Source organism: Amycolatopsis ruanii (assembly GCF_003385175.1).
Taxonomy (GTDB): Bacteria; Actinomycetota; Actinomycetes; order Mycobacteriales; family Pseudonocardiaceae; genus Amycolatopsis_E; species Amycolatopsis_E thermalba.
The window spans coordinates 1-21,466 of record NZ_PQHY01000001.1; the positions used below are offsets into that span (position 1 = coordinate 1).

20 protein-coding genes are annotated in these 21,466 nt (G+C 74.1%); 9 read left to right on the forward strand and 11 right to left on the reverse strand.

The features are described 5' to 3' along the window. Positions 1–338: 338 nt before the first annotated feature. Genes D0D28_RS00005 through D0D28_RS00015 form a run of 3 tightly spaced genes read right to left on the reverse strand, consistent with a single transcriptional unit; the run spans position 339 to position 3,807 of the window. Complete coding sequence (locus D0D28_RS00005) at positions 339–1,829, reverse strand: sensor histidine kinase (protein WP_116109037.1); 1,491 nt, start codon at positions 1,827–1,829, stop codon at positions 339–341. Continuing rightward, on the reverse strand, positions 1,830–2,486 hold the full coding sequence (locus D0D28_RS00010; RefSeq protein ID WP_094003123.1) for a response regulator transcription factor: 657 nt from the start codon (positions 2,484–2,486) through the stop codon (positions 1,830–1,832). It abuts the gene before it with no gap. A 10-nt stretch (positions 2,487–2,496) separates the two neighbouring features. Beyond that, positions 2,497–3,807 (reverse strand): MFS transporter, encoded by a 1,311-nt coding sequence (locus D0D28_RS00015; protein ID WP_116109039.1) that lies wholly within the window; start codon positions 3,805–3,807, stop codon positions 2,497–2,499. A 218-nt stretch (positions 3,808–4,025) separates the two neighbouring features. On the opposite strand from D0D28_RS00015, the gene fabG reads away from it, so the two are divergent. Genes fabG through D0D28_RS00030 form a run of 3 tightly spaced genes read left to right on the forward strand, consistent with a single transcriptional unit; the run spans position 4,026 to position 6,617 of the window. After that, complete coding sequence (gene fabG / locus D0D28_RS00020; protein WP_116109042.1) at positions 4,026–4,730, forward strand: beta-ketoacyl-ACP reductase; 705 nt, start codon at positions 4,026–4,028, stop codon at positions 4,728–4,730. A 36-nt stretch (positions 4,731–4,766) separates the two neighbouring features. Beyond that, positions 4,767–5,534, forward strand: coding sequence for an enoyl-ACP reductase FabI (gene fabI / locus D0D28_RS00025; protein ID WP_116109045.1), 768 nt, complete (start codon positions 4,767–4,769; stop codon positions 5,532–5,534). Positions 5,535–5,579: 45 nt separating this feature from the next. Next, positions 5,580–6,617, forward strand: a complete 1,038-nt coding sequence (locus tag D0D28_RS00030; RefSeq protein ID WP_116109047.1) for a ferrochelatase — start codon at positions 5,580–5,582, stop codon at positions 6,615–6,617. Between the two features lie 3 nt (positions 6,618–6,620). On the opposite strand, the gene D0D28_RS00035 is transcribed toward D0D28_RS00030, so the two are convergent. From D0D28_RS00035 to D0D28_RS00045, 3 genes are all read right to left on the reverse strand, one after another. Next, positions 6,621–6,944: a hypothetical protein gene (locus tag D0D28_RS00035; protein WP_094002890.1), complete on the reverse strand. Its 324-nt coding sequence runs from the start codon at positions 6,942–6,944 to the stop codon at positions 6,621–6,623. A 65-nt stretch (positions 6,945–7,009) separates the two neighbouring features. Then, positions 7,010–7,930 (reverse strand): hypothetical protein, encoded by a 921-nt coding sequence (locus tag D0D28_RS00040; RefSeq protein WP_094002891.1) that lies wholly within the window; start codon positions 7,928–7,930, stop codon positions 7,010–7,012. A gap of 66 nt (positions 7,931–7,996) precedes the next feature. Further along, positions 7,997–8,794 carry a hypothetical protein gene (locus D0D28_RS00045; protein WP_162830940.1) on the reverse strand — a complete coding sequence of 266 codons (798 nt, stop codon included), beginning with the start codon at positions 8,792–8,794 and terminating at the stop codon, positions 7,997–7,999. A 79-nt stretch (positions 8,795–8,873) separates the two neighbouring features. On the opposite strand from D0D28_RS00045, the gene D0D28_RS00050 reads away from it, so the two are divergent. Further along, entirely contained in the window at positions 8,874–10,271 is a 1,398-nt protein-coding gene (locus tag D0D28_RS00050; protein WP_094002893.1) for an ATP-binding protein, read from the forward strand. Continuing rightward, on the forward strand, positions 10,268–12,226 hold the full coding sequence (locus D0D28_RS00055) for a VWA domain-containing protein (protein ID WP_116109052.1): 1,959 nt from the start codon (positions 10,268–10,270) through the stop codon (positions 12,224–12,226). The genes D0D28_RS00050 and D0D28_RS00055 overlap by 4 nt, the downstream gene beginning before the upstream one ends. A 135-nt stretch (positions 12,227–12,361) precedes the next feature. On the opposite strand, the gene D0D28_RS00060 is transcribed toward D0D28_RS00055, so the two are convergent. Both D0D28_RS00060 and D0D28_RS00065 read right to left on the reverse strand, forming a co-directional pair. Then, positions 12,362–12,727 carry a hypothetical protein gene (locus D0D28_RS00060; RefSeq protein ID WP_116109054.1) on the reverse strand — a complete coding sequence of 122 codons (366 nt, stop codon included), beginning with the start codon at positions 12,725–12,727 and terminating at the stop codon, positions 12,362–12,364. A gap of 48 nt (positions 12,728–12,775) precedes the next feature. Next, positions 12,776–14,098 carry a cytochrome P450 gene (locus D0D28_RS00065; protein ID WP_116109057.1) on the reverse strand — a complete coding sequence of 441 codons (1,323 nt, stop codon included), beginning with the start codon at positions 14,096–14,098 and terminating at the stop codon, positions 12,776–12,778. Between the two features lie 74 nt (positions 14,099–14,172). Between D0D28_RS00065 and D0D28_RS00070 the strand changes: the two genes are divergently transcribed. The 3 genes from D0D28_RS00070 to mshC are packed head-to-tail and all read left to right on the forward strand — an operon-like array spanning position 14,173 to position 16,828. Next, entirely contained in the window at positions 14,173–14,760 is a 588-nt protein-coding gene (locus D0D28_RS00070; RefSeq protein ID WP_094002897.1) for a TetR/AcrR family transcriptional regulator, read from the forward strand. Between the two features lie 58 nt (positions 14,761–14,818). Next, entirely contained in the window at positions 14,819–15,532 is a 714-nt protein-coding gene (locus D0D28_RS00075; protein ID WP_240323025.1) for a GH25 family lysozyme, read from the forward strand. A 57-nt stretch (positions 15,533–15,589) separates the two neighbouring features. Further along, positions 15,590–16,828: a cysteine--1-D-myo-inosityl 2-amino-2-deoxy-alpha-D-glucopyranoside ligase gene (mshC, locus tag D0D28_RS00080; protein ID WP_116109060.1), complete on the forward strand. Its 1,239-nt coding sequence runs from the start codon at positions 15,590–15,592 to the stop codon at positions 16,826–16,828. Positions 16,829–16,843: 15 nt separating this feature from the next. On the opposite strand, the gene D0D28_RS00085 is transcribed toward mshC, so the two are convergent. Beyond that, positions 16,844–18,427 carry an ABC-F family ATP-binding cassette domain-containing protein gene (locus D0D28_RS00085; protein WP_116109062.1) on the reverse strand — a complete coding sequence of 528 codons (1,584 nt, stop codon included), beginning with the start codon at positions 18,425–18,427 and terminating at the stop codon, positions 16,844–16,846. A 182-nt stretch (positions 18,428–18,609) separates the two neighbouring features. Here D0D28_RS00085 and D0D28_RS00095 point away from each other — a divergent pair, with 182 nt between their 5' ends. Further along, positions 18,610–19,434 (forward strand): metallophosphoesterase family protein, encoded by an 825-nt coding sequence (locus D0D28_RS00095; protein ID WP_094002900.1) that lies wholly within the window; start codon positions 18,610–18,612, stop codon positions 19,432–19,434. Here D0D28_RS00095 and D0D28_RS00100 read toward each other — a convergent pair. Together D0D28_RS00100 and D0D28_RS00105 are read right to left on the reverse strand one after the other, a co-directional pair. Further along, positions 19,417–20,544, reverse strand: a complete 1,128-nt coding sequence (locus D0D28_RS00100; protein WP_116109065.1) for an MFS transporter — start codon at positions 20,542–20,544, stop codon at positions 19,417–19,419. The genes D0D28_RS00095 and D0D28_RS00100 overlap by 18 nt on opposite strands. Then, on the reverse strand, positions 20,541–21,455 hold the full coding sequence (locus tag D0D28_RS00105) for a PAC2 family protein (protein ID WP_094002902.1): 915 nt from the start codon (positions 21,453–21,455) through the stop codon (positions 20,541–20,543). The genes D0D28_RS00100 and D0D28_RS00105 overlap by 4 nt, the downstream gene beginning before the upstream one ends. Positions 21,456–21,466 lie beyond the last annotated feature (11 nt).

The following is a 21,466-nucleotide window of genomic DNA, read 5'->3' on the forward strand; positions in this document are numbered from 1 at the left end:
GTTCTGGGGCTGGGAGCGGTCGGTGGGTGCTGGCCCGCCGTGGCGCCGGCGCTGGCGCTCGGCGGGGCGAGTGGGTCGCAGCGTGCCGCGGTCACGGTGGGGCGTGGCGAGCGTGGTCGGTGGCAGCCCGCCGTGGCGATGGCGGTGGGCCTGGATGCGGGGGCGCGGCAGAGCACCGCCGCGGCGGTGGAGCTCGGTGAGGGTGGTGAGTGGCAGCGCGCCGTGGGGCGGGCGCTGGCGCTCGGCGCGGCGGGTGGGTCGCAGTGTGCCGCGCTCGCGACAGGGCTCGGCGCCCGGCGTGGGCCGCGGGGTGCAGTCGCGGGGGAGGGCGGCCGTCGTCATGATCCGTCCGCCTCCGCGCGTGGCAGCAGCACCCGCACCACCAGGCCGTGCGGGTCCGCCGCGCGCAGCTCGATCCGTCCGCCCCGGCCGGCGGTCAGGCGCTCGGCGATCGCCAGGCCCAGTCCGGTTCCCGGGAGGCCCCGGTGCCGGTCGGCGCGCCAGAACCTCGCCTGCGCCTGCGCCAGCTCCTCCGCGGACAGCCCGGGCCCGGCATCCGCCACCGACACCACCGCCCACGCACCCTCCACGCCGCACGAGACCGAGACCTCCGCGCCCGGCGCGTACTTCAGCGCGTTGTCCAGCAGCACGTCCAGCACCTGCGCCAGCTCCGCCTCCGTCGCCGCCGCACGCGGCGGCTCCCCGGTGGCCCTCTGTGCCTCTGCCGCGTGCAGTGGCTCCCTGGTGAGGTGCGGCGTCATCCCGGCGGGTTGCCTCTGTGCCTCTGCCGTACGCGGCGGCTCCCCGGTGAAGCGCAGCCTCACCCCGGCGCGCTCGGCGGCCGGTTGCCACAGGTGCACCTGCGCCTCCGCCACGGCCGCCGCGTCGCAGGAAGCGCTGTCGCCGGACACGGCCAGCTCGCCGGCCCGGTGCTCGGCCGCCGCCAGGGTCAGCAGGTCGTCCAGCAGAGCCTCCAGACGGTCCAGCTCCGCGACCGCGCCCTCGTAGGTGCGCGCGGCCGACGCGGGCAACGACGGCCCGAGCGCGTCGACCCGCAACCGCAGCGCCGTCATCGGGTTGCGCATCTGGTGCGAGGTGTCGGCGACCAGCCGCCGCTGCTGGTCCAGCGCCGCCGTGACCGCGTCCGACATCCGGTTGAACCCCGCCGTCAGCTGCCGCAGCTCGGGCGGTCCGGCCAGGTCCGCGTGCACCGGCCGCAACCCCGCGGTCAGATCCCCCACCGCCCGGTCCAGCCGCCGCATCGGGCCCAGCACCCACCGCGTCGCACCCAGCGCGAGCCCCGCCCCCGCCAGCGTCACCAGCGCCGCCCCGGCCAGCACCGCGAACCAGCTGCGCCGCACGTCGTCGGCGGCCCTCGTCACCGACGCCCGCAGCACCACCGCCCCCGAGACCTTCGTGCCGGTGCCCGCCGGGCGGGCCAGCAGCACCGGCGTCCGCGACCACGGCCGCACGGTCGCCGCCGGCTGGCTCGGCTGGTTCCGCAGCGCCGCGTCGATCAGCTCCGCCACCGCCGGATCCGCCGCGGCCAGGCCACCGGTCTCCGCCACCGGGGCGCGCCGGGCGGTGACCACGACGATCCCCTCGCCGTACAGCTCGGTGTACCGGGTCACCTCGGCCAGCAGCGCCGACGCGTCCCCCGCGGCCACCGCCTGGTCGGCCAGCGCCGCGAACCGGTCCACGTCGGCGGTCCGGGCGAGCAGCAGCTGCTGCGTGCGCTCGGTCGCCGTCACGCTGAGCAGCGGCAGCGCGAACCCGGCGGTCGCGAGCACGACGAAGGCCAGCAGCACGGCCAGGACGCGGGTGCGCACCTACGCGCCCAGCCGGTAGCCGAACCCGCGGATCGTCGTCAGCAGCTCCGGCCGCCGCAGCTTCGCGCGCAGCTGCGTCAGGTGCACGTCCAGCGACCGCGACACGGCCACGTACGCGTCGCCCCACACCTCGTCCATCAGCTGCTGCCGGCTCACCGCGGTGCCCGCCCGCCGGGCCAGGGCCGCCAGCACGGCGAACTCCTTCGCGGTCAGCTCGACCTCCGCGCCGCCGACCACCACCCGCCGCGCGCCCAGGTCCACCTCGATGTCGCCGACCACGACCACCTGCGGTTCCGGCCGCGCGGCCGCGGCGCGCCGGGTCACCGCCTCGATGCGGGCCAGCAGCTCGCTCAGCCGCACCGGCTTGACCAGGTAGTCGTCGGCCCCGAGCCGCAGGCCCCGGACCACCGATCGTTCGTCGCCCCGGGCGGTGAGCACGATGACCGGCAGCGCGCTCACCGCCCGCAGCTTGCGCAGCACCTCCAGGCCGTCCAGGTCGGGCAGGCCGAGGTCGAGCAGCGCCAGGTCGGCGTCCCGGTGGGCGAGCAGCGCGTCCTCGCCGCGCCGCACCCGGGTGGGCTGGTGGCCGTGCGCGCCGAGGGAGTCGACGAGGGCGCCGGCCACCCCGTCGTCGTCCTCCACCAGCAACACGCGCACGGACCACACCTTAGGAGGCGTCCATCGCCGACTCCTTGCTGGTGTCGCGCATCCGGACGTAGATGACCAGCGAGATGAACACGACCGCGGTGACGTACCAGAAGAACAGCGACTCGTGCCCGGCCTGCTTGAACCACAGCGCGACGTACTCGGCGGTGCCGCCGAACACCGCGACCGCGACCGAGTAGGGCAGCCCGACGCCCAGCGCGCGGATGTTGGTCGGGAACAGCTCGGCCTTCACCACCGCGCTGATCGAGGTGTAGAGCGCGCTGATCGCCAGCGGCACCACCATCAGCACGAACGCGAACACCGGGTTGCGCGTGTGCGCCAGCAGCGTCAGCGACGGCACGGTGACCAGCGTGCCCAGCACGCCGAACCCGATCAGCAGCGGCCGGCGGCCCACCCGGTCCGACAGCGCGCCGTAGAGCGGCTGCAGCACCACGAACACCACGAGCGCGAAGAAGTTGATCCACGCCGCGTCCGGCTTGCTGATGCCGCTGGTGTTGACCATGAACTTCTGCAGGTAGGTCGTGTAGGTGTAGAAGAACAGCGTGCCGCCCATGGTCAGGCCGACCACGAGGGCGACCTCCTTCGGGTGCTTGGCCAGCGCCTTGAGCGTGCCGTGCGCGGCGCTGTCCCGCTTCGCCTTGGACGCCTCGAAGTCGGCCGACTCGTCCATGCCGCGCCGCAGCCAGAACACGATCACCGCGCCGACCGCGCCGATGCCGAACGCGATCCGCCAGCCCCAGCTGTGCAGCTGCTCGGTGGTGAGCACCTGCTGCAGCACGATCTGCACCGCCAGCGCGACCAGCTGGCCGGCGATCAGCGTGACGTACTGGTAGCTGGAGTAGTAGCCGCGCTTGCCGCGGGTGGCGACCTCCGACATGTAGGTCGCCGAGGTCGAGTACTCGCCGCCGACCGAGATGCCCTGCAGCAGCCGCGCCAGCACCAGCAGCAGCGGCGCGGCGATCCCGATCGAGCCGTACCCCGGGGTCAGCGCGATGAGCAGCGAGCCCGCGGCCATCAGGCTCACCGACAGGGTCAGCGCCGAGCGCCGCCCGAACCGGTCGGCGTAGCGCCCGAGCAGCCAGCCGCCGAGCGGCCGCATGAGGAACCCGACGGCGAACACGCCCGCGGTGTTGAGCAGCTGCGCGGTCGAGTCGCCCTTCGGGAAGAACGTGGCGGCGAAGTAGACGCTGAACGCGGTGTAGGCGTACCAGTCGTACCACTCGATCAGGTTGCCGACCGAGCCGCGGAGGATGTTGCTCACCACGCGGCGGCCGGCGCGCCGGTCCTCGCCGGCGTCGATGGTTGACGTCATCGAAAACTCCCTTGTCTCATGACCGCCGACCACGTTCGGTGGCCGGGGCCGCCGCGGACAAGGGAGTGCGCCGAGAGCTAACAGTTCCTTAGGACGAAGGTCCTCGTGACCGGGCTCACCGGGTTACTTCCGCGTAGGCGGCCGGGCGGTGCTGCCCCGCTCTCCGGCGGCCGGATAACCTCACCGGGCAACTGCGGGAATCGAACGAGGAGTGTCACGTGGGACGGTCCGTACTGGTCACCGGCGGCAACCGCGGCATCGGCCTGGCCATCGCCCGGGGCCTCGCCGAGGCCGGGCACCAGGTGGCGGTGACGCACCGCGGGTCCGGCGCGCCGGAAGGGCTGTTCGGCGTGCAGGCCGACGTCACCGACAGCGAGCAGGTCGACGCGGCGTTCAAGCAGGTCGAGGAGCACCAGGGCCCGGTCGAGGTGGTCGTCTCCAACGCCGGCATCACCGACGACACGCTGCTCATGCGGATGAGCGAGGACCAGTTCACCCGGGTCGTCGACGCGAACCTCACCGGCGCCTACCGGGTCGCCAAGCGCGCCTCGCGCGGCATGCTGCGCGGCAAGTGGGGCCGGTTCATCTTCATCGCGTCGGTGGTGGGGCTCTCCGGCGGCGCCGGGCAGGTCAACTACGCGGCGAGCAAGGCGGGCCTGGTCGGCATGGCGCGGTCGCTGGCCCGCGAGCTGGGCTCGCGCAACATCACCGCGAACGTGGTGGCGCCCGGGTTCATCGTCACCGACATGACCGACGCGCTCACCGAGGACCAGCGCACCGCGGCGCTGAACCAGATCCCGGCGGGGCGTTACGGCGAGACCGCGGACATCGCCGCCGCGGTGCGCTTCCTGGCCTCCGACGAGGCGGGCTACATCAACGGTGCCGTGCTGCCGGTCGACGGCGGCCTCGGCATGGGGCACTGACTTCTTCCTCCCGAACTTCACACCGAAAGGACAGGCGTGGCCGGACTTCTCGAAGGTAAGCGACTGCTGATCACCGGCGTGATCACCGACGGCTCGATCGCGTTCCACGCGGCGAAGGCCGCGCAGGAGCAGGGCGCGCAGGTCGTGCTCACCGGCTTCGGCCGGCTCTCGCTGGTGGAGCGCATCGCCAAGCGCCTGCCGCGGGAGGCGCCGGTGATCGAGCTCGACGTGCAGAACACCGAGCACCTGGACACCCTGGCCGACCGCGTGCGCGAGCACGTCGACGTGCTGGACGGGGTGCTGCACTCGATCGGCTTCGCGCCGCAGTCCTGCCTGGGCGCGCCGTTCCTGGACGCCCCCAAGGAGGACGTGTCGGTCGCCGTCGAGGTCTCGGCGTACTCGTTCATGTCGCTGACCAAGGCGCTGCTGCCGCTGCTGTCCCGGGGTTCCTCGGTGGTGGGCATGGACTTCGACGCCCGCGTGGCGTGGCCGGCCTACAACTGGATGGGCGTGGCGAAGGCGGCGCTGGAGTCGGTCAACCGCTACCTGGCGCGCGACCTGGGGCCGCAGGGCATCCGGGTGAACCTGGTGGCGGCCGGCCCGGTCAAGACCATGGCCGCCAAGTCCATCCCGGGCTTCGGTGAGCTGGAGGGCGGCTGGGGCGACCGCGCCCCGCTGGGCTGGGACGCCGAGGACCCGACGCCGGTCGCGAAGACCATCTGCGCCGTGCTGTCGGACTGGCTGCCGGCCACCACCGGCTCGATGATCATGGTCGACGGCGGGGTGCACGCCCTCGGACAGTAGGGCCGATCCAGCGTGAAGGCGGCCACAGCGGCAGAATCGTCTACCGTGAGTTACGACGCGCTGCTGTGGCTGTCCTTCGGCGGTCCGGAGGGACCGGACGACGTCATGCCGTTCCTGGAGAACGTGACCCGGGGGCGGGGGGTGCCGCGCGAGCGCCTCCTCGAGGTCGCCGAGCACTACCAGCACTTCGGTGGCGTGTCGCCGATCAACCGGCTCAACCGCGAGGCGATCGCCGCGGTGGAGAAGGAGCTGGCCGCGCAGGGCGTCGACCTGCCGGTGTACTTCGGCAACCGCAACTGGCAGCCGATGGTGGAGGACACCGTCGCCCGGATGACGGCCGACGGGGTGCGCCGCGCGCTGGTGTTCCCGACCAGCGCCTACGGCGGCTACTCGGCGTGCCGCCAGTACGACGAGGACATCGAACGGGCCCGCGCCGCCGTCGGCGCGGGCGCGCCGGAACTGGTGAAGCTGCGGCACTTCTTCGACCACCCGCTGTTCGTCGGCGCGTTCGCCGACGCGCTGCGGGCCGGTCTGGAGCAGGTGCCCGGCGCGCGGGTGGTGTTCACCGCGCACTCGGTCCCGGAGAGCGCGGACCGGGCCGCCGGGCCGCCGGAGGAGGGTGGCCGCCGGTACTCGCGGCAGATCCACGAGGCCGCGCGGCTGGTCGCCGCGCAGGCCGGGGTCGCCGAGTACGACGTGGTGTGGCAGTCGCGGTCGGGGCCGCCGCAGGTGGCGTGGCTGGAGCCGGACATCGTCGACCACCTCGACGCGCTGCACGCCGCCGGTGTCCAGGGTGTCGTGGTGTGCCCGGTCGGGTTCGTCTCCGACCACCTCGAGGTGATCTGGGACCTGGACAACGAGGCCGCCGAGCGCGCCGCCGAGCACGGCATGGGGTTCGCCCGCGTGGCGACGCCGAACGGGGACCCGCGGTTCGCGGAGCTGGTGGTGGAGCTGGTGCGCGAGCACCTGGCGGGAGCGCCGGTGCGGAAGCTGTCGGACTTCCCGCTCGCCGGGTGCACGGTCAACGGCGTGCCGTGCGCGGTGGGGTGCTGCGAGCCGGTGAAGCGGCCCGTTCGCGCCTGACGCTCAGTCGGCGGCGGCCACCTCGTCGAGGACTTCCCGGGCCCGGTCCAGCGCGGTGTGCCAGCCGCCCGGATCGGGCCGGGGGAAGACGTACTCCAGCTCCACGTCGCCGAAGGTCCGCCCGAGGTAGCGCTCGTCCCACTGCGCGGGCTGCCAGTAGGCCTCGATGCGGATCACCTGGTCCGCGTCCACGCCGTGGTCCGCGGCGACGCGCTCCCAGGCCTGGCGGAAGGCGTCGACGGCCTGCGCGGGCGCGGACTCCGCGAAGACCGCGCCCGTGCCGGTGGTGAACGAGATCAGGTTGCGGGCCGGGTCCACGTAGTCCACGAAGTTCCCCCGTACATCACGAAACGACGCGGGAGATCAAACCACGGAGCGCGCCCGCCCGCGCGTCACGACCCGCCTTCGGTGACGAGGTCGATCGCCGTCGCGGTGACCGTCAGCAGCGCGGGGCGCAGCTCGGGCGCCTGCTGCCCGGCCGCCCGCACCTCCCGCGCGAGCCGCTCGGCGTCGGGGGTGCCGGACTGCGTGATCCACGCCTCGTCGGGGCAGAGGATGGCCACCGTCAGCTCGTCCCAGCCGTGGATGCCGGACATCCGCTCGTGGAAGTCGGGCAGCATGACCGCACCCGCGGCGCCGAACCCGTCCGGGCGGTGCACGCGGAGCAGCCGCCCGGTTTCGGTGACCGCCTCCTCCAGGACCAGGCCGGACCGCACCGAGGCCAGCGCTGTGGTGACGACCTCGGTGAAGCCGCCCGCGCCGTCGAGGTGGTCGTTCAGCACGTGCCGCATCCCGACCGTGCCGCGCGGCGTCAGCGCGGTGTAGGCGAACGTGGCGAACAGGTCGCGCCCGGCCACCGGCAGCCACGGCATGGTTTGCCGCACGACGTCGCTGCCGCCGAGCGATCCGCTGCGCAGCACCGGCAGCAGCTCACCGTTCGCCTGCTTCTCGCGGGCGCGGCGGGCTTCCTCCGCCAGTTCCCCGGCCTCCTCGGCGCGCAGGACCTCGTCGAGCACCTGCTGCGCCTTCTCCAGCGCGCTGTCCCAGCCGGCCGGCTCCGGCCGTTCGAAGAGGAACTGCAGCCCGGCATCGGCGAAGGTTGTGTCGAGGAACTCCCGGTCCGCCGCCGAGGGCTCCCAGTAGGCGGCGATCCGGGTGACCCGCCCGGCGTCGGCGCCGTGCTCGGCCACGATGCGCCGCCAGGCCCGCCGGAAGCCGTCCTCGTCCCGCGCGCCGACCGGCTCGGTGAAGAACTCGTCCGCCGGTCCGAGCGTGAACGAGATGGGGTTGGTGGTGGGGTCACCCAGATCCACGGAAGCTGTCTCCTGCCACTACGACGATGTGTGGATCAAGGAAACACGCCGGTGTCAAGCCGCCGATCAGGGCTGCCGGTCACCCTGTTCGGTGAGTTGCCGGACGGCTTCGTTGATCGCCGCGTAGCGGGCCGTGCGGACCGCCGTGCTCAGCGGGCGCAGGGCGTCGGCGCGGCGCACGGCCGCGGACGACGACAGCGCGCCGCCCGGCTCGTCGATCTCCGCGATCGCCAGGATGGCGCCCACCTCGTCGGCCCGCTGCAGCACCCGCAGCGCCCGGCCCGGCGTCCCGGCGGGCCAGTCCAGGCGCGGCCGCGCCCGCAGCTTCGCCGCCAGCTCCGCCCGCACCCCCGGCCGGTCCCGCGCCACGTCCAGCGCCTGCAGCGCGCCCGCCGAATCCCGGATCGCGTCGGTCAGCCCGTGCTCGGCCTCGCTCAGCCCGACGTAGTCCGGGCTCAGCGGCACCGCGGCCCGGTGGACCGACCAGCGCACCAGCCCCTCCGCGATCGGCACCGGCACCAGGCCGAACCCGAGGTCGGGCAGCAGCACCGCCTCCCCGGCGCGCATCGCGGCCTCGGTGAACGGCCCGCCGCCGCCGAGGCCACGCGGGTCGCCGGGCGCGGGCAGCACCAGCCGGGCGGGCCCGGCGCCGTGCGCGCGCAACGCGGCGAGCAGCTGGACGGGCGTGCCGGGGAAGTCACCGGTGAGCGGGAGGTCGAGCGTCACCGCCGCTTCGGCGTCGGCGGCCACCACCTCGTGCGCCTCGCCCCACGCCAGGAGCGCGTCGAGGACGTCGTCGGACGCCGCGGCTCCGGACAGCCACGCCGAGGCCCACACGGTGAGGGTCGCACTGGGACAGCACACGGCGACCCAGAATACGGCACCCGGCCGCTGGAGTTGCTCCACGTCGACGACACCGCGGGACGTGCGTAGCGTCGTAGTCGTGACACCCGTACCCGAGAACCTCCCGCGCACAGCGGGAGAGCTGCGCGCCGCCGGGCACCTGCCGCGCAGCATCAAGACCGAGATCCACGACAACCTCCTCGCCGCGCTGCGCGAGGGCCGGAACCCGTGGCCGGGCATCGTCGGGTTCGACCGGACCGTGCTGCCCCAGTTCGAACGCGCCCTGCTGGCCGGCCACGACGTCGTGCTGCTCGGCGAGCGCGGCCAGGGCAAGACGCGCCTGCTGCGCACCCTGGCCGGGCTGCTCGACGAGTGGACCCCGGTGATCGAGGGCTCCGAGCTGGCCGAGCACCCGCTGGACCCGATCACCCCGGCCTCGCGGCGCCGCGCCGCCGAGCTCGGCGACGACCTGCCGGTGACCTGGCTGCACCGCGAGGCGCGCTACACCGAGAAGCTGGCCACCCCGGACACCTCGGTCGGCGACCTGATCGGCGACGTCGACCCGGTGAAGGTGGCCGAGGGCCGCAGCCTGGGCGATCCGGAGACCATCCACTTCGGACTCGTGCCGCGCGCGCACCGCGGCATCGTGGCCATCAACGAGCTGCCCGACCTCGCCGAGCGCATCCAGGTCGCGCTGCTCAACGTGATGGAGGAACGCGACATCCAGATCCGCGGCTACACGCTGCGGCTGCCGCTGGACGTGCTGCTCGTCGCCACCGCCAACCCGGAGGACTACACCAACCGCGGGCGGATCATCACCCCGCTCAAGGACCGCTTCGGCGCCGAGATCCGCACGCACTACCCGCTGACCGTGGCCGCCGAGGTGGACGTGGTCCGGCAGGAGGCGAACCTGGTCGCGGAGGTCGGCGAGCCGCTGCTGGAGGTGCTGGCCCGGTTCGTGCGCAACCTGCGCGAATCCACCGTGGTCGACCAGCGCTCCGGCGTGTCGGCCCGGTTCGCCGTGGCCGCGGCGGAAACCGTCGCGGCGGCCGCGTTGCGCCGGGCCGCGCTGACCGGCGAGCACCCGGCCGTGGCGCGCCCGGTCGACCTGGAGGCGGTGCCGGCCGTGCTGCGCGGCAAGATCGAGTTCGAGCCGGGCGAGGAGGGCCGCGAGACCGAGCACCTGGTGCACCTGCTGCGCCGCGCGGTCGCCGAGACCGCCCGCGAGCGCTTCGGCGGGCTCAACCTGCGCCCGCTGGTCGAGGCCGTGTCCAACGGGCACCTGGTCGCCACCGGCGAGCGCGTGCCGGGCGCGGACCTGCTCGCCGCGCTGCCCGAGCTGCCGGTGCTGCACGAGGTCGCCGAGCGGGCCGGGGTGTCCGCCACCGACGAGCCGGGCCGCATCGCCGCGGCCGTCGAGCTGGCCCTGGAGTCGCTCTACCTGGCGCGGCAGCTGGCGAAGGACTCCGACGACGCGACCACGGTGTACGGGCCGTGAGCACCGCACCGCAGGGCTGGTCCTACGGCCCGTGGCACGAGGGCCCCGACCCGCTCGCCCCGCCCATCGACCTGCGCGAGGCGCTGGACGAGATCGGCCGCGAGGTCATGGACGGCGCCTCGCCGCGGTCGGCGCTGGAGGAGCTGCTGCGCCGCGGCACCCGCAACACGCGCGGGCTGGACGAGATGACCCGCCGGGTGTGGCAGCGCCGTGCCGAGATCCAGCGGCGGCACCGGCTCGACGGCACCCTGCAAGAGGTGCGGCGCCTGCTCGACGAGGCGCTGGATGCCGAGAAGCGGGCGCTGTTCCCCGACCCGTCCGACGACGCCCGCTTCGCCGAGGCCCAGCTCGACGCGCTGCCGCCGGGCACCGCGGCCGCGGTGCGTGAGCTGTCGGACTACCCGTGGCGTTCGGAGGAGGGCCGCGAGAAGTACGACCAGATCCGTGACCTGCTCGGCCGCGAGATGCTCGACGCCCGTTTCGCGGGCATGAAGCAGGCGTTGCAGAGCACCAGCCCGGAGGACGTCGAGCGCGTCCACCAGATGCTGTCGGACCTGAACGCGCTGCTCGACGCCCACGCCCGTGGCGTGGACGACATCGACGAGCGGTTCGCCGAGTTCATGCGCCGCCACGGCGAGTTCTTCCCGGAGAACCCGCGCGACGTCGACGAGCTGATCGACGCGCTCGCCGCGCGGGCCGCCGCGGCGCAGCGGATGCTGAACTCGATGTCGGCCGAGCAGCGGGCGGAGCTGGCCGAGCTGGCGCGGCAGGCGTTCGGCGACCCGCGCATCGGGCAGCAGCTGGCCGGCCTGGACGCCCGGTTGCAGGCGATGCGGCCGGGGGAGGACTGGACCTCCTCGGCGCGATTCCGCGGCCAGGACCCGCTGGGGCTGGGCGAGGGCGCGCAGGCCATGCAGGACCTGGCGGAGCTGGACGCCCTGGCGGAGCAGCTGGCCCAGTCCTATCCGGGCGCCCGGCTGGAGGACATCGACCTGGAGGCGCTGGAACGCCAGCTCGGGCCGGACGCCGGGGTGGACGCGCGGCGACTGTCCGAACTGGAGCGTGAGCTGCGGTCTCAGGGACTGTTCGAGCGGGCGCCGGACGGCTCGCTGCGGCTGACCCCGAAGGCGTTGCGGCGCCTGGGGGAGACGGCGCTGTCGGACATCGTGCACTCGCTGCGCGGCAAGACCGGCGAGCGGCAGACCGAGTCGGCCGGGGCGGCGGGGGAGCCGACCGGGGCGAGCCGGCCGTGGCAGTTCGGCGACCGGGAACCGTGGGAGGTTTCCCGCACGGTGCGCAACGCCGTGCTGCGGACCGCGTCCACGGGCGGCGGCCGCGTGCGGCTGGACGTGTCCGATGTGGAGGTCGTGGAGACCGAGCTGCGGTCGCGGGCGGCGGTGGCGCTGTGCGTGGACACGTCGTGGTCGATGGTGTCGGAGGGGCGCTGGCTGCCGATGAAGCGCACCGCGCTGGCGCTGCACCAGCTGATCTCCACGCGCTTCCGCAACGACGCGTTGCAGCTGATCACGTTCGGCCGGTACGCGACGTCGGTGGAGCTGCCGGAGCTGGTCGGGCTGGAGGGCGTGTGGGAGCAGGGCACCAACGCGCACCACGCGCTGCTGCTGGCCGGACGGCACCTGCGGCGGCACCCGGACGCGCAGCCGGTGGTGCTGATGGTGACCGACGGCGAGCCGACCGCGCACCTGGAAGCGGACGGCACCGCGGAGTTCGACTACCCGCCCCAGCCGCGGACGCTGGTCAAGACGCTGTCCGAAGTGGACCGGCTGGCGAAGATGGGGGCGTCGGTGTCGGTGTTCCGCCTCGGCGACGACCCGCGGCTGGCGGCGTTCGTGGACCTGATCGCGCGGCGGTCCGGCGGCCGGGTGGTGGCACCCGAGGCGGACGGCCTGGGCGCGGCGGTGATCAGCGACTACCTCCGCACCCGGCGCCGCTAGGTGACGCGCGCCGCCGGCCGTGCGAGTCCCACGCTCGTGCGCGCGAGTCCCACGCTCGTGCGCGCGAGTCCCACGCTCGTGCGCGCGAGTTCCGCGCTCACGGCGGTGAGTTCCGCGTCCGGCGCCCCGCCGGTGTCAGCGGAGCCCGATCCGCAGGCCCGGGCGGCGGCGGTGCACGGTGAGGTAGGACAGGCCGCCGGGGCCCGCCTCGACGGCGCGCGCCTGGCCGTGTGCCAGCCACACCAGCGAGCCGGGGCCGGCGTCCACCGCGTCCTCCCCGGTGGTCACCGTCCCGGTGCCGGTGACCACCACCAGCAGCACGTCGAGGTCGGGCTCGGTGTGGGTGCCGATCCGCTCGCCCGCCGGCAGGTGCACGAGGTTCGCGTCGAGCTGGCGGCCCTCCTCGCGCAGCCGCCACAGGACGCCCGGCGCGTCCTCGCCCGCCGCGGCGATCCGCGTGAGGTTCGCCGGGACGGTCTCGCTTGGGATCGTGGCGCTCAAGGAAACCTGCTCTGTGAGTACGGACGGACCCGCCCAGGGTAGCCGCGCTCAGCGCCGGGGGACGACCGCGATCCGGGCGCCGCGGCCGGGCACCATCGTGATGTGCCGGGGCCTGGCGTGCTCGCCGCGGGCGCGGTCCGGCTCCAGCGCGAACCGGGTGAGCACCGCCCGCAGCACGATCGTCGCCTCCAGCAGGGAGAACCCGGCGCCCAGGCAGCGCCGCACGCCGCCGCCGAACGGGAACCACGTGCCGCTCGCCGGGCCGCCGCCGAGGAACCGCTCCGGCCGGAACGCCGCCGGGTCGTCGTGGTGCGCCGGATCCCCCTGGACCAGGGCGATCGACGGCATCACCGTGTGGCCCGCGGGGATCCGGTAGCCGCCGATCTCGATGTCCCGCGTCAGCCGCCGGGCGACCTCGGAGATCACCGGGTGCTGCCGCATCGCCTCCTTCGCCACCGCCTCCAGGTACTTCTCGTCCCCGGCGTCGGCGGCCTCGATCGCGCGCCGCTGCCGCGCCGGGTCGCGCGCCAGCTCGTGGAACGACCAGGCCAGGGCCGTCGCGGTGGTCTCGTGCCCGGCCAGCAGCAGGGTGATCAGCTGGTCGCGCAGCTCGGCGTCGGAGAGCCGGTCGTCCTCGGCGGGCACGGTCAGCAGGCGGGACAGCACATCACCGCGGCCGTCGAGGTCGCCGGCCTTGCGGCGGTCGGCGATCTCGGCGTAGAGCAGCTCGTCCACCCGGTCCTGGGCCAGGCTGTACCGCCGCCACGGGCCGACCCGGCGCAGCTTGGCGTTGTGCCAGCCGAACAGCTCCAGCACACCGATGTCGACGATGCGGGTGAGCAGCTCGCGCAGCTCGTCCAGCCGCGGCCCCTCGGCGACGCCGAACACCACGCGCAGGATGATCTCCAGCGTCAGCGCCTGCATGCGCTCGTGCGAGCGGAACACCCGGCCCGGCGTCCAGGTCGCGACCTCGGCCTCGGCGAGCTCGGTGATCATGTCCCGGTACCCGCGCAGCGCCGCGCCGTGGAAGGCGGGCATCAGCAGTTTGCGGGCGCGCAGGTGCACGTCCTCGTCGGTGAGCAGCACCGAGTGCGGGCCCATCAGCGGCTTGAGGATGACGTTGCCCTCGCCGGCGTGGAAGACGTCGGCCGGACCGCTGAACACGGCCCTGATGTGGTCGGGGTTCGCCAGCTGCACGACGTGGCGCTCGGGGTAGAGGTTGAGCCGGATGAGGTCGCCGTAGCGGCGCCGCAGCAGGGGCATCAGCACGTGCCGGAAGTTGCCGAAGAGCACCGTCTGCACGCCCGCCGGGAGCTTCGGCCCCGGCGGCAGCGGGAGCGCGCTCGTGCGGGACGGGGTTTCGACGCTCATCGCGACCTCCTCGACGTGACCGGTGCCTCATTTATACGCACGTGTAATCCGGGTGTCCAGCTAGGGTGCCGGGTGTGGGACACCGGGAAGAGCTGCTCGCCGCCGCGCGGCGGCTGCTGGAGGAGAAGGGGTACGCGCACATCACGGCGCGGGACCTGGTCGCGGCCTCGGACACCAACCTGCACTCGATCGGGTACCACTTCGGGTCCAAGGCGGGCCTGCTCAACGCCGCGATCGGCGAGGTGTTCGAGGAGTGGACCGACAAGCTGGCCTCGATCGCGATGGCCGAACCGGCGGTCCCGCCGATCGAGCGCGGGCGGCGCGCGTGGGCGGCCATGCTGGACAGCCTGCCGGCCAGCCGGGCGCTGCTGCTGTCCTACGTCGAGGCGCTGGCGCAGGCGGAGCGGACGGAGTCGCTGCGGGAGCAGTTCGCCGGGCACTACCGCCGGTGCCGGGCCAAGGTCGCCGAGCTGGTCGCCCGGTCCCTGGCCGACGGCTCCCGGCCCGACGACCCGCGGTGCCAGGCGGTGGCCAGCTTCGTGATCGCCATCTGCGACGGGCTGGCGGTGCAATGGCTGCTCGACCCGGAGGGGGCGCCGACGTCGGAGCAGCTGACGGCCGGCCTGGAGGCGATGTGGGCCGCCTCGTTCCCGGGCGCCTGACTCACCCGATGCGGTCACGCGCCGCGCGATGACCCGGAAGTGGATCTACGGTCCGGGCGTGGCTACGAAAACGATCTTCCGGGTGGTGGCGGTGGTGACGGCCCTGGTGGCCGGGTTCGCGCCGGCGGTGGCGTCCGCGCAGCCCGCGGGGCCCCTGGCCGGGTTCGACATCAGCGCCTCGCAGGGCGTGCCGGACTTCGCCGCGGCGAAGGCGGCCGGCGCGCGGTTCGTGTTCGTCAAGGACACCGCGGGCGCCGGGTACGCCAACCCGAACTTCCTGGCCCAGTTCCGCGGCGCGAAGGCCGCCGGGCTGTACCGGTCGGCCTACCACTACGCGCGCCCGGACCAGACCGGCGGCGCCGAGCACGCCGCCTACCTGCACACGCACGACGGCAAGTGGTTCGCCGACGGCATGACCCTGCCGCCGGCGCTGGACCTGGAGGACACGCCGGGCATTCCCGCCTGTTACGGGAGGCCGCCCGCGGACATGGTCGCGTGGATCCGCGACTTCAGCACCGAGCTGAAGCGGCGCACCGGGCACACGCCGATCATCTACACGACGGCCCGCTGGTGGACGGCGTGCACCGGGAACAGCGCCGCCTTCGCCGCCGACCACCTCCTCTGGCTGGCCCGCTACGACACGACGATGGGCGAGGTGCCCGGCGGCTGGACGGCGAAGTTCTGGCAGTCCGCGGTGACCGGCCCGCTGCCCGGCGACCAGGACACGTTCTTCGGCACGCTCGGCGAACTGCGGTCACTGACCGCTTCGTGACGCGAAACGTTCCCACCGGGCGGGACGGTTCACCGCGGCGCCACCTAGGGTTGGGGTATGAAGACTTGGTCCTCGGTGCCGCTGCCCTACGTGCCGGGCACGCCCCGCCCTCTCCGGTTGTTCGACACCGCCACCGGGCAGGTGCGCCCCACCGCCCCGGGCAAGACCGCGCGCATGTACGTCTGCGGCATCACCCCGTACGACGCCACGCACCTCGGTCACGCGGCGACCTACCTCGCGTTCGACCTGGTCAACCGGGTGTGGCGGGACAGCGGTCACACGGTGCACTACGTGCAGAACGTGACCGACATCGACGACCCGCTGCTGGAGCGCGCCGAGCGGGACCAGGACGACTGGGTGGTGCTCGGCCTGCGGGAGACCGCCCTGTTCCGCGAGGACATGGAGGCGCTGCGGGTGCTGCCGCCGAAGCAGTTCGTCGGCGCGGTGGAGAGCATCCCGGAGATCGTCGAGGTCATCTCGAAGCTGCTGGCGCACGGCGCGGCCTACCGGGCCGACGACCCGGAGTACCCGGACGTCTACTTCGACCGCTCGGCCACCGGCCGGTTCGGCTACGAGTCGAACTACGACGGCGAGACCATGGCGAAGTTCTTCGCCGAGCGCGGCGGCGACCCGGACCGCCCCGGCAAGCGCGACCCGCTCGACGCGCTGCTCTGGCGCGCCGCCCGGCCGGGTGAGCCGTCCTGGGAGTCCGAGCTCGGCCCCGGCCGCCCCGGCTGGCACATCGAGTGCAGCGCGATCGCGGTCAACCGGCTCGGCATGGGCTTCGACGTGCAGGGCGGCGGCTCGGACCTGATCTTCCCGCACCACGAGTACAGCGCCGCCCACGCCGAGGCGCTGTCCGGTGAGCACCCGTTCGCCCGGCACTACGTGCACGGCGGCATGATCGGCCTGAACGGCGAGAAGATGTCCAAGTCGCGCGGCAACCTCGTGTTCGTGTCGCGGCTGCGGGCCGACGGGGTCGACCCCAACGCGATCCGGCTGGCGCTGTTCGCCGGCCACTACCGCAGCGACCGCTCGTGGACCGACGACCTGCTCACCACCGCCCAGCAGCGGCTGGCCCGCTGGCGCGAGGCCGCGGCGCTGCCGTCCGGGCCGGAGGCGGACGACACGATCGCCCGCCTGCGGGACCACCTCGCCGACGACCTGGACACGATCAACGCGATGCGCGCGGTCGACGCGTGGGCCGACGAGGCGCTGCGGCAGGGCGGGCGCGACACGGGCGCGCCCGCCCTGATCCGCGTCGCCGTCGACGCGCTGCTGGGCGTCGAACTCTGATCGGCGTATAACGACCTATACGGTGCGGCCCTGGTGCAGCCGCAGGGTCGCACCGTCCCACTCCCGGCGCAGCCACCGGTCGTGGCTGGCGAGGACGACCGCGCCGGGCGCGGACCCGAGCGCGTCGAACAGCTCCTCGGCGAGCGTGAGCGAGATGTGGTTGGTCGGCTCGTCGAGCAGCAGCAGGTCCGGGGGCCGGGCGATGAGGATCGCCAGCGCGAGCCGCCGCCGCTGCCCGACCGACAGCACCCCGGCCGGGCGGTCGAGGTCCCACGGCGCGATCAGGCCCAGGTTGGTCAGCTCGGGGGAGTCCGGGCCGGCCGCCTCGGCGTAGAGCCGCCGCGGGGTCTTCGCCGGGTCGGGCAGGGTGACGTCCTGCGCGAGCATCCCGGTCCGCAGGCCCGCCCGGCGCCGCACGGCGTGCGGGGCCAGACCGCCGGCGAGCACGCTGAGCAGCGTGGACTTGCCGGCGCCGTTGCCGCCGGTGACCAGCAGCCGCGCCGACGCCGTGACGTCCAGCTCGGCCAGCTCCAGCCGTCCCGGCACGCGGATGCCGCGGGCGGAGAGGATCAGCTCGTCCTCACCCGGCGGGGCGGTGAGCGCGCCCGCGAACCGCAGCGGCGGCGGGGGTTTGCGCACCTGGTTGGCGGCCAGCTCGTCGAGCCGCTGCTGCGCGTTGCGGACCCGCCGGGAAATCTGCTTCTGCACCCGGCCGGTCTTGAAGTCGTACAGCATCTTCGCGTTGTCCCGGGGCGGCCGGTCGTGGGCGACGGCGCGCGCGGTGACCGTGACCGATTCGGCCAGCCGCTTCAGTTCCGCCTGCTCCCCGGCGTAGCGCTGCTCCCAGCGGGCGCGTTCGATGCGCTTGTGCGCCAGGTAGTCGCGGTAGGCGCCGCCGTAGCGCACCGGCCCGCCCAGCGCCGGGTCGAGGTCGACGATCGCCGTGCACACCGCGTCCAGGAAGACCCGGTCGTGCGAGGCGAGCACCACCGTGCCGGACAGCCCGGTGAGGTGGCGTTCCAGGAACTCCATCGCCGGGTCGTCCAGGTGGTTGGTCGGCTCGTCCAGCAGCAGCGTGGCCGGCTGCCGGATGAGCAGCGCGGCGAGCCCGAGCCGGGACCGCTGGCCGCCGGACAGCTCGCCGACGGGCCGCTCGGTTCCGCCCAGCCCGAGGCCGTCCAGGACGATCGCGGCGCGCCGGTCGGCGTCCCAGAGGTCGTGCGCCTGGGCCCACTCCAGCGCCGCGCCGTACTCGGCGAGGGTGGCCTCGGACGGGTCGTCGGCGACGGCTTCGGTGAGCCGCTCCAGGCGCCGGGTCGCGCGGCGGATGTCGGCGAGGGCGTCCTCGACGACCGCGGACACCGGGGTGCCGGCTGGGTAGGGCAGTTCCTGGTGGAGGAAGCCCACGTCCGGTCCGGTGTGGACGGTGCCGCCGTGCGGGCGTTCGAGGCCCGCGAGGAGCTTCAGCAGCGTGGACTTGCCGGCGCCGTTCTCGCCGACCAGGCCGACGCGGTGGCCCGGGTCGGCGGCGAAGTCGAAGCGGTCGAAGACGACGCGGTCGCCGTAGGAGAAGGAGAGTTCGTGAACGCGCAAAGACATGGGACATCACCGGCCGGAGTGTGACGGCGGAACCCGCCGGGCCGGCTGGCCGCGGACGCGGGTCGGACGGGATGTCAGTTCTTCATGGCGCTTCCAGGCTAGCGCGGGCGGTCAACTCTTTTTCTCGCAGCCGGATCTTGCCGACCGGGAGGGCCGGTGCGGCGCATGACTACGGTGGAGCCGTGCCCCACCTCTACGCCACCAGCGACCTCCACGTCACCCACAACGGCAACGCGCCGCTGATCGACGAAATCCGGCCGGACTCGCCGGAGGACTGGCTGCTGGTGGCCGGCGACGTGGCCGAGAGGATCGAGGCGATCACCACCACCCTGGACACCCTCAAGCAGCGCTTCGCCGAGGTGGTGTGGGTTCCGGGCAACCACGAGCTGTGGACCGTCCCCCGGGACGGCAACGATCTGCGCGGCGAGGCCCGCTACCGGCACCTCGTGCAGCGCTGCCGCGAGCTCGGCGTCCGCACCCCCGAGGACGAGTACCTGGTCTGGCCCCACGCCGGCCGGCCGCTCACCATCGCCCCGCTGTTCCTGCTCTACGACTACAGCTGGCGCACCCCGCAGGCCGAGGACGTGTCCCTGGCCGAGGCGCTCGGCCAGGCCCGCGAGGCGAACGTGGTGTGCACCGACGAGTTCTACCTGCACCCCGACCCGCACCCCACCCGCCAGGACTGGTGCGCCCACCGGCTCAAGGTCAGCGAGCAGCGCCTGGACGCCATCCCCGCCGGCCACGGCACGGTCCTCCTGTCGCACTGGCCGCTGCACCGCCACCCGACCGCGCCCCTGCGCTGGCCGGAGTTCGCGTTGTGGTGCGGCACCACCCGCACCGAGGACTGGCACCTGCGCTACCGCGCCGAGGTCGCGGTGTTCGGGCACCTGCACATCCCGCGCACCACGTGGGCCGACGGCGTCCGCTTCGAGGAGGTCTCGCTCGGCTACCCGCGCGAGTGGCGCAAGCGCGCCCGCGGCCCGATCCCGCTACGCCGCATCCTCTGACCGCGCCCGCAGCGCCAGCAGCGGCACCGTCACCACCAGCACCCCGGCCGCGACGAGGAAACTCAGCGCCGGGCTGGCGTGGTAGAGCCCGGTGAACACGGCGGGGGAGGCGGACATCCCGAGGAACCGCAGCGCGGTGACCACCGAGATCGCGCCGCTGCGCCCGCCGCCCGCCCCGCCGAGCACCGTCGCGTTGATCCCGACCAGCACCAGCTGGCCGCACACCCCGCCGACGGCCCACGCGCTGGTCACCGCGGGCAGCGACGGGAACAGCCCGATCGAGGCCATCGCGGCCGCGCCGAGCAGCAGCCCGGCGGCCAGCGCCACCCGCGGCCCGAACCGGTCCGACGCGGCGCCGACCAGCCGAGCGGCGACGAACCCGGCGATCCCGTACGCGGTCAGCACCAGCCCGCGCACACCCGGGGTGAGGGCGAACAGGTCGTCGATCCGGAACGCCACCAGGAACGGCAACCCGGCCAGGCACGCCCAGGCCAGGAACACCACGCCCCCGGCCCACAGCACGACCGGCCGGAACGCGTCCCGCAGCCGCGATCCCGGCTCGGCCGCTGAGTGGTCCGGCGGCAGCGGGGCCGCCGCCAGCACCAGCGCGACCACCGCGATCCCGGCGAACGCCCACCGCCAGTCGCCCTCCGCGGCCAGCCCGCCGACCAGGGGCGCCGAGGTCTGCCCGAGCGCCTGCATCGCGCCGAACGCGCCGAGCGCGCGGCCGAGCCGGTCCGCCGGGGTGATCGCCGCGAGCTTGGTCAGCAGCAGCGGGGTGGTGAACGCGTTGGCCACGCCCTGCAGCCCGCGGGTGACCTGGAACAGCCAGAACCACGGCACCAGCGCGGCCAGCGCCGCCGCCAGGACGTAACCGGCGTAGGCGATCCGGATCGTGCGGACCGGCCCCCACCGCGCGCCGTAGGTGCCGGACACGAGCATCACCAGCGCGAACGGCAGCAGGTACGCGGTCAGCGAGGACGCCGCGGTCGCGGGCGACACGCCGAAGCTCGCCGACAGCTCGGGCAGCATCGACGACACCACCCCGCCCCCGAACGGGCCGAGGAGGCCACCGACGTAGAGGGCGACGCGGGCGAGGCCGCCGCTCACCGGCCTGCCGGTCCCGGCCCCTCCGCGCCCGGACGGCGCCGGCGCAGGTAGCGCTCGAACTCGGCGGCGATCTTCTCGCCGCTGGACTCCTCCAGGGTGATCGCCGTTTCGGCGTCGCCGCGCTCCTCCAGCGAGCGGACGTACTCGGCGATCTCCTCGTCCTCCTCGGCCATCTCGCTGACCGTCTGCTGCCACTCCTCGGCCTGCTCGGGCAGCGCGCCCAGCGGCACCTCGACGTCCAGGACGTCTTCGAGCTTGTGCAGCAGCGCCAGCGTCGCCTTCGGCGAGGGCGGGTGCGACACGTAGTGCGGCACCGCGGCCCAGATGGAGATCGCCGGGATGCCCGCCTGCACGCACGCGTCCTGCAGGATCCCGACGATGCCGGTGGGGCCCTGGTAGCGGCTGCGTTCCAGCCCGAACCGCGCCGCGGCCTCCGGGTCGTAGGCGGTGCCGGTGACCGGGACCGGGCGGGTGTGGGCGGTGTCGGCCAGCAGGGCGCCGAGCGTGACCACGGTGGACACGCCCAGCTCCTCGATGTGGCCGAGCAGCTCGCGGCAGAAGGCGCGCCACCGCATGTTCGGTTCCGGGCCGGTCACCAGCACGATGTCCTGGTCGTAGCCGGGCGGGTGGCAGATGGACAGGCGCGTGGTCGGCCATTCCACCCGCCGGGTGACGCCGTCCACCATCCGCACCGTCGGGCGGCTGACCTGGAAGTCGTAGTAGTCGTCCGGCTCCAGCTCCGCGAGGGGCTTGGCGTCCCAGCTGAGCTGGAGGTGCTCCAGGGCGGTGCTGGCCGCGTCACCTGCGTCGTTCCAGCCTTCGAAGGCGACGACCATGACCCGTTCCCGGGACGTGGCGCCCCCGGGGACGGACTGCTCGGGCTGCGGGATCGCGTCGGCTGGGTCACTCACCCACCCAGCCT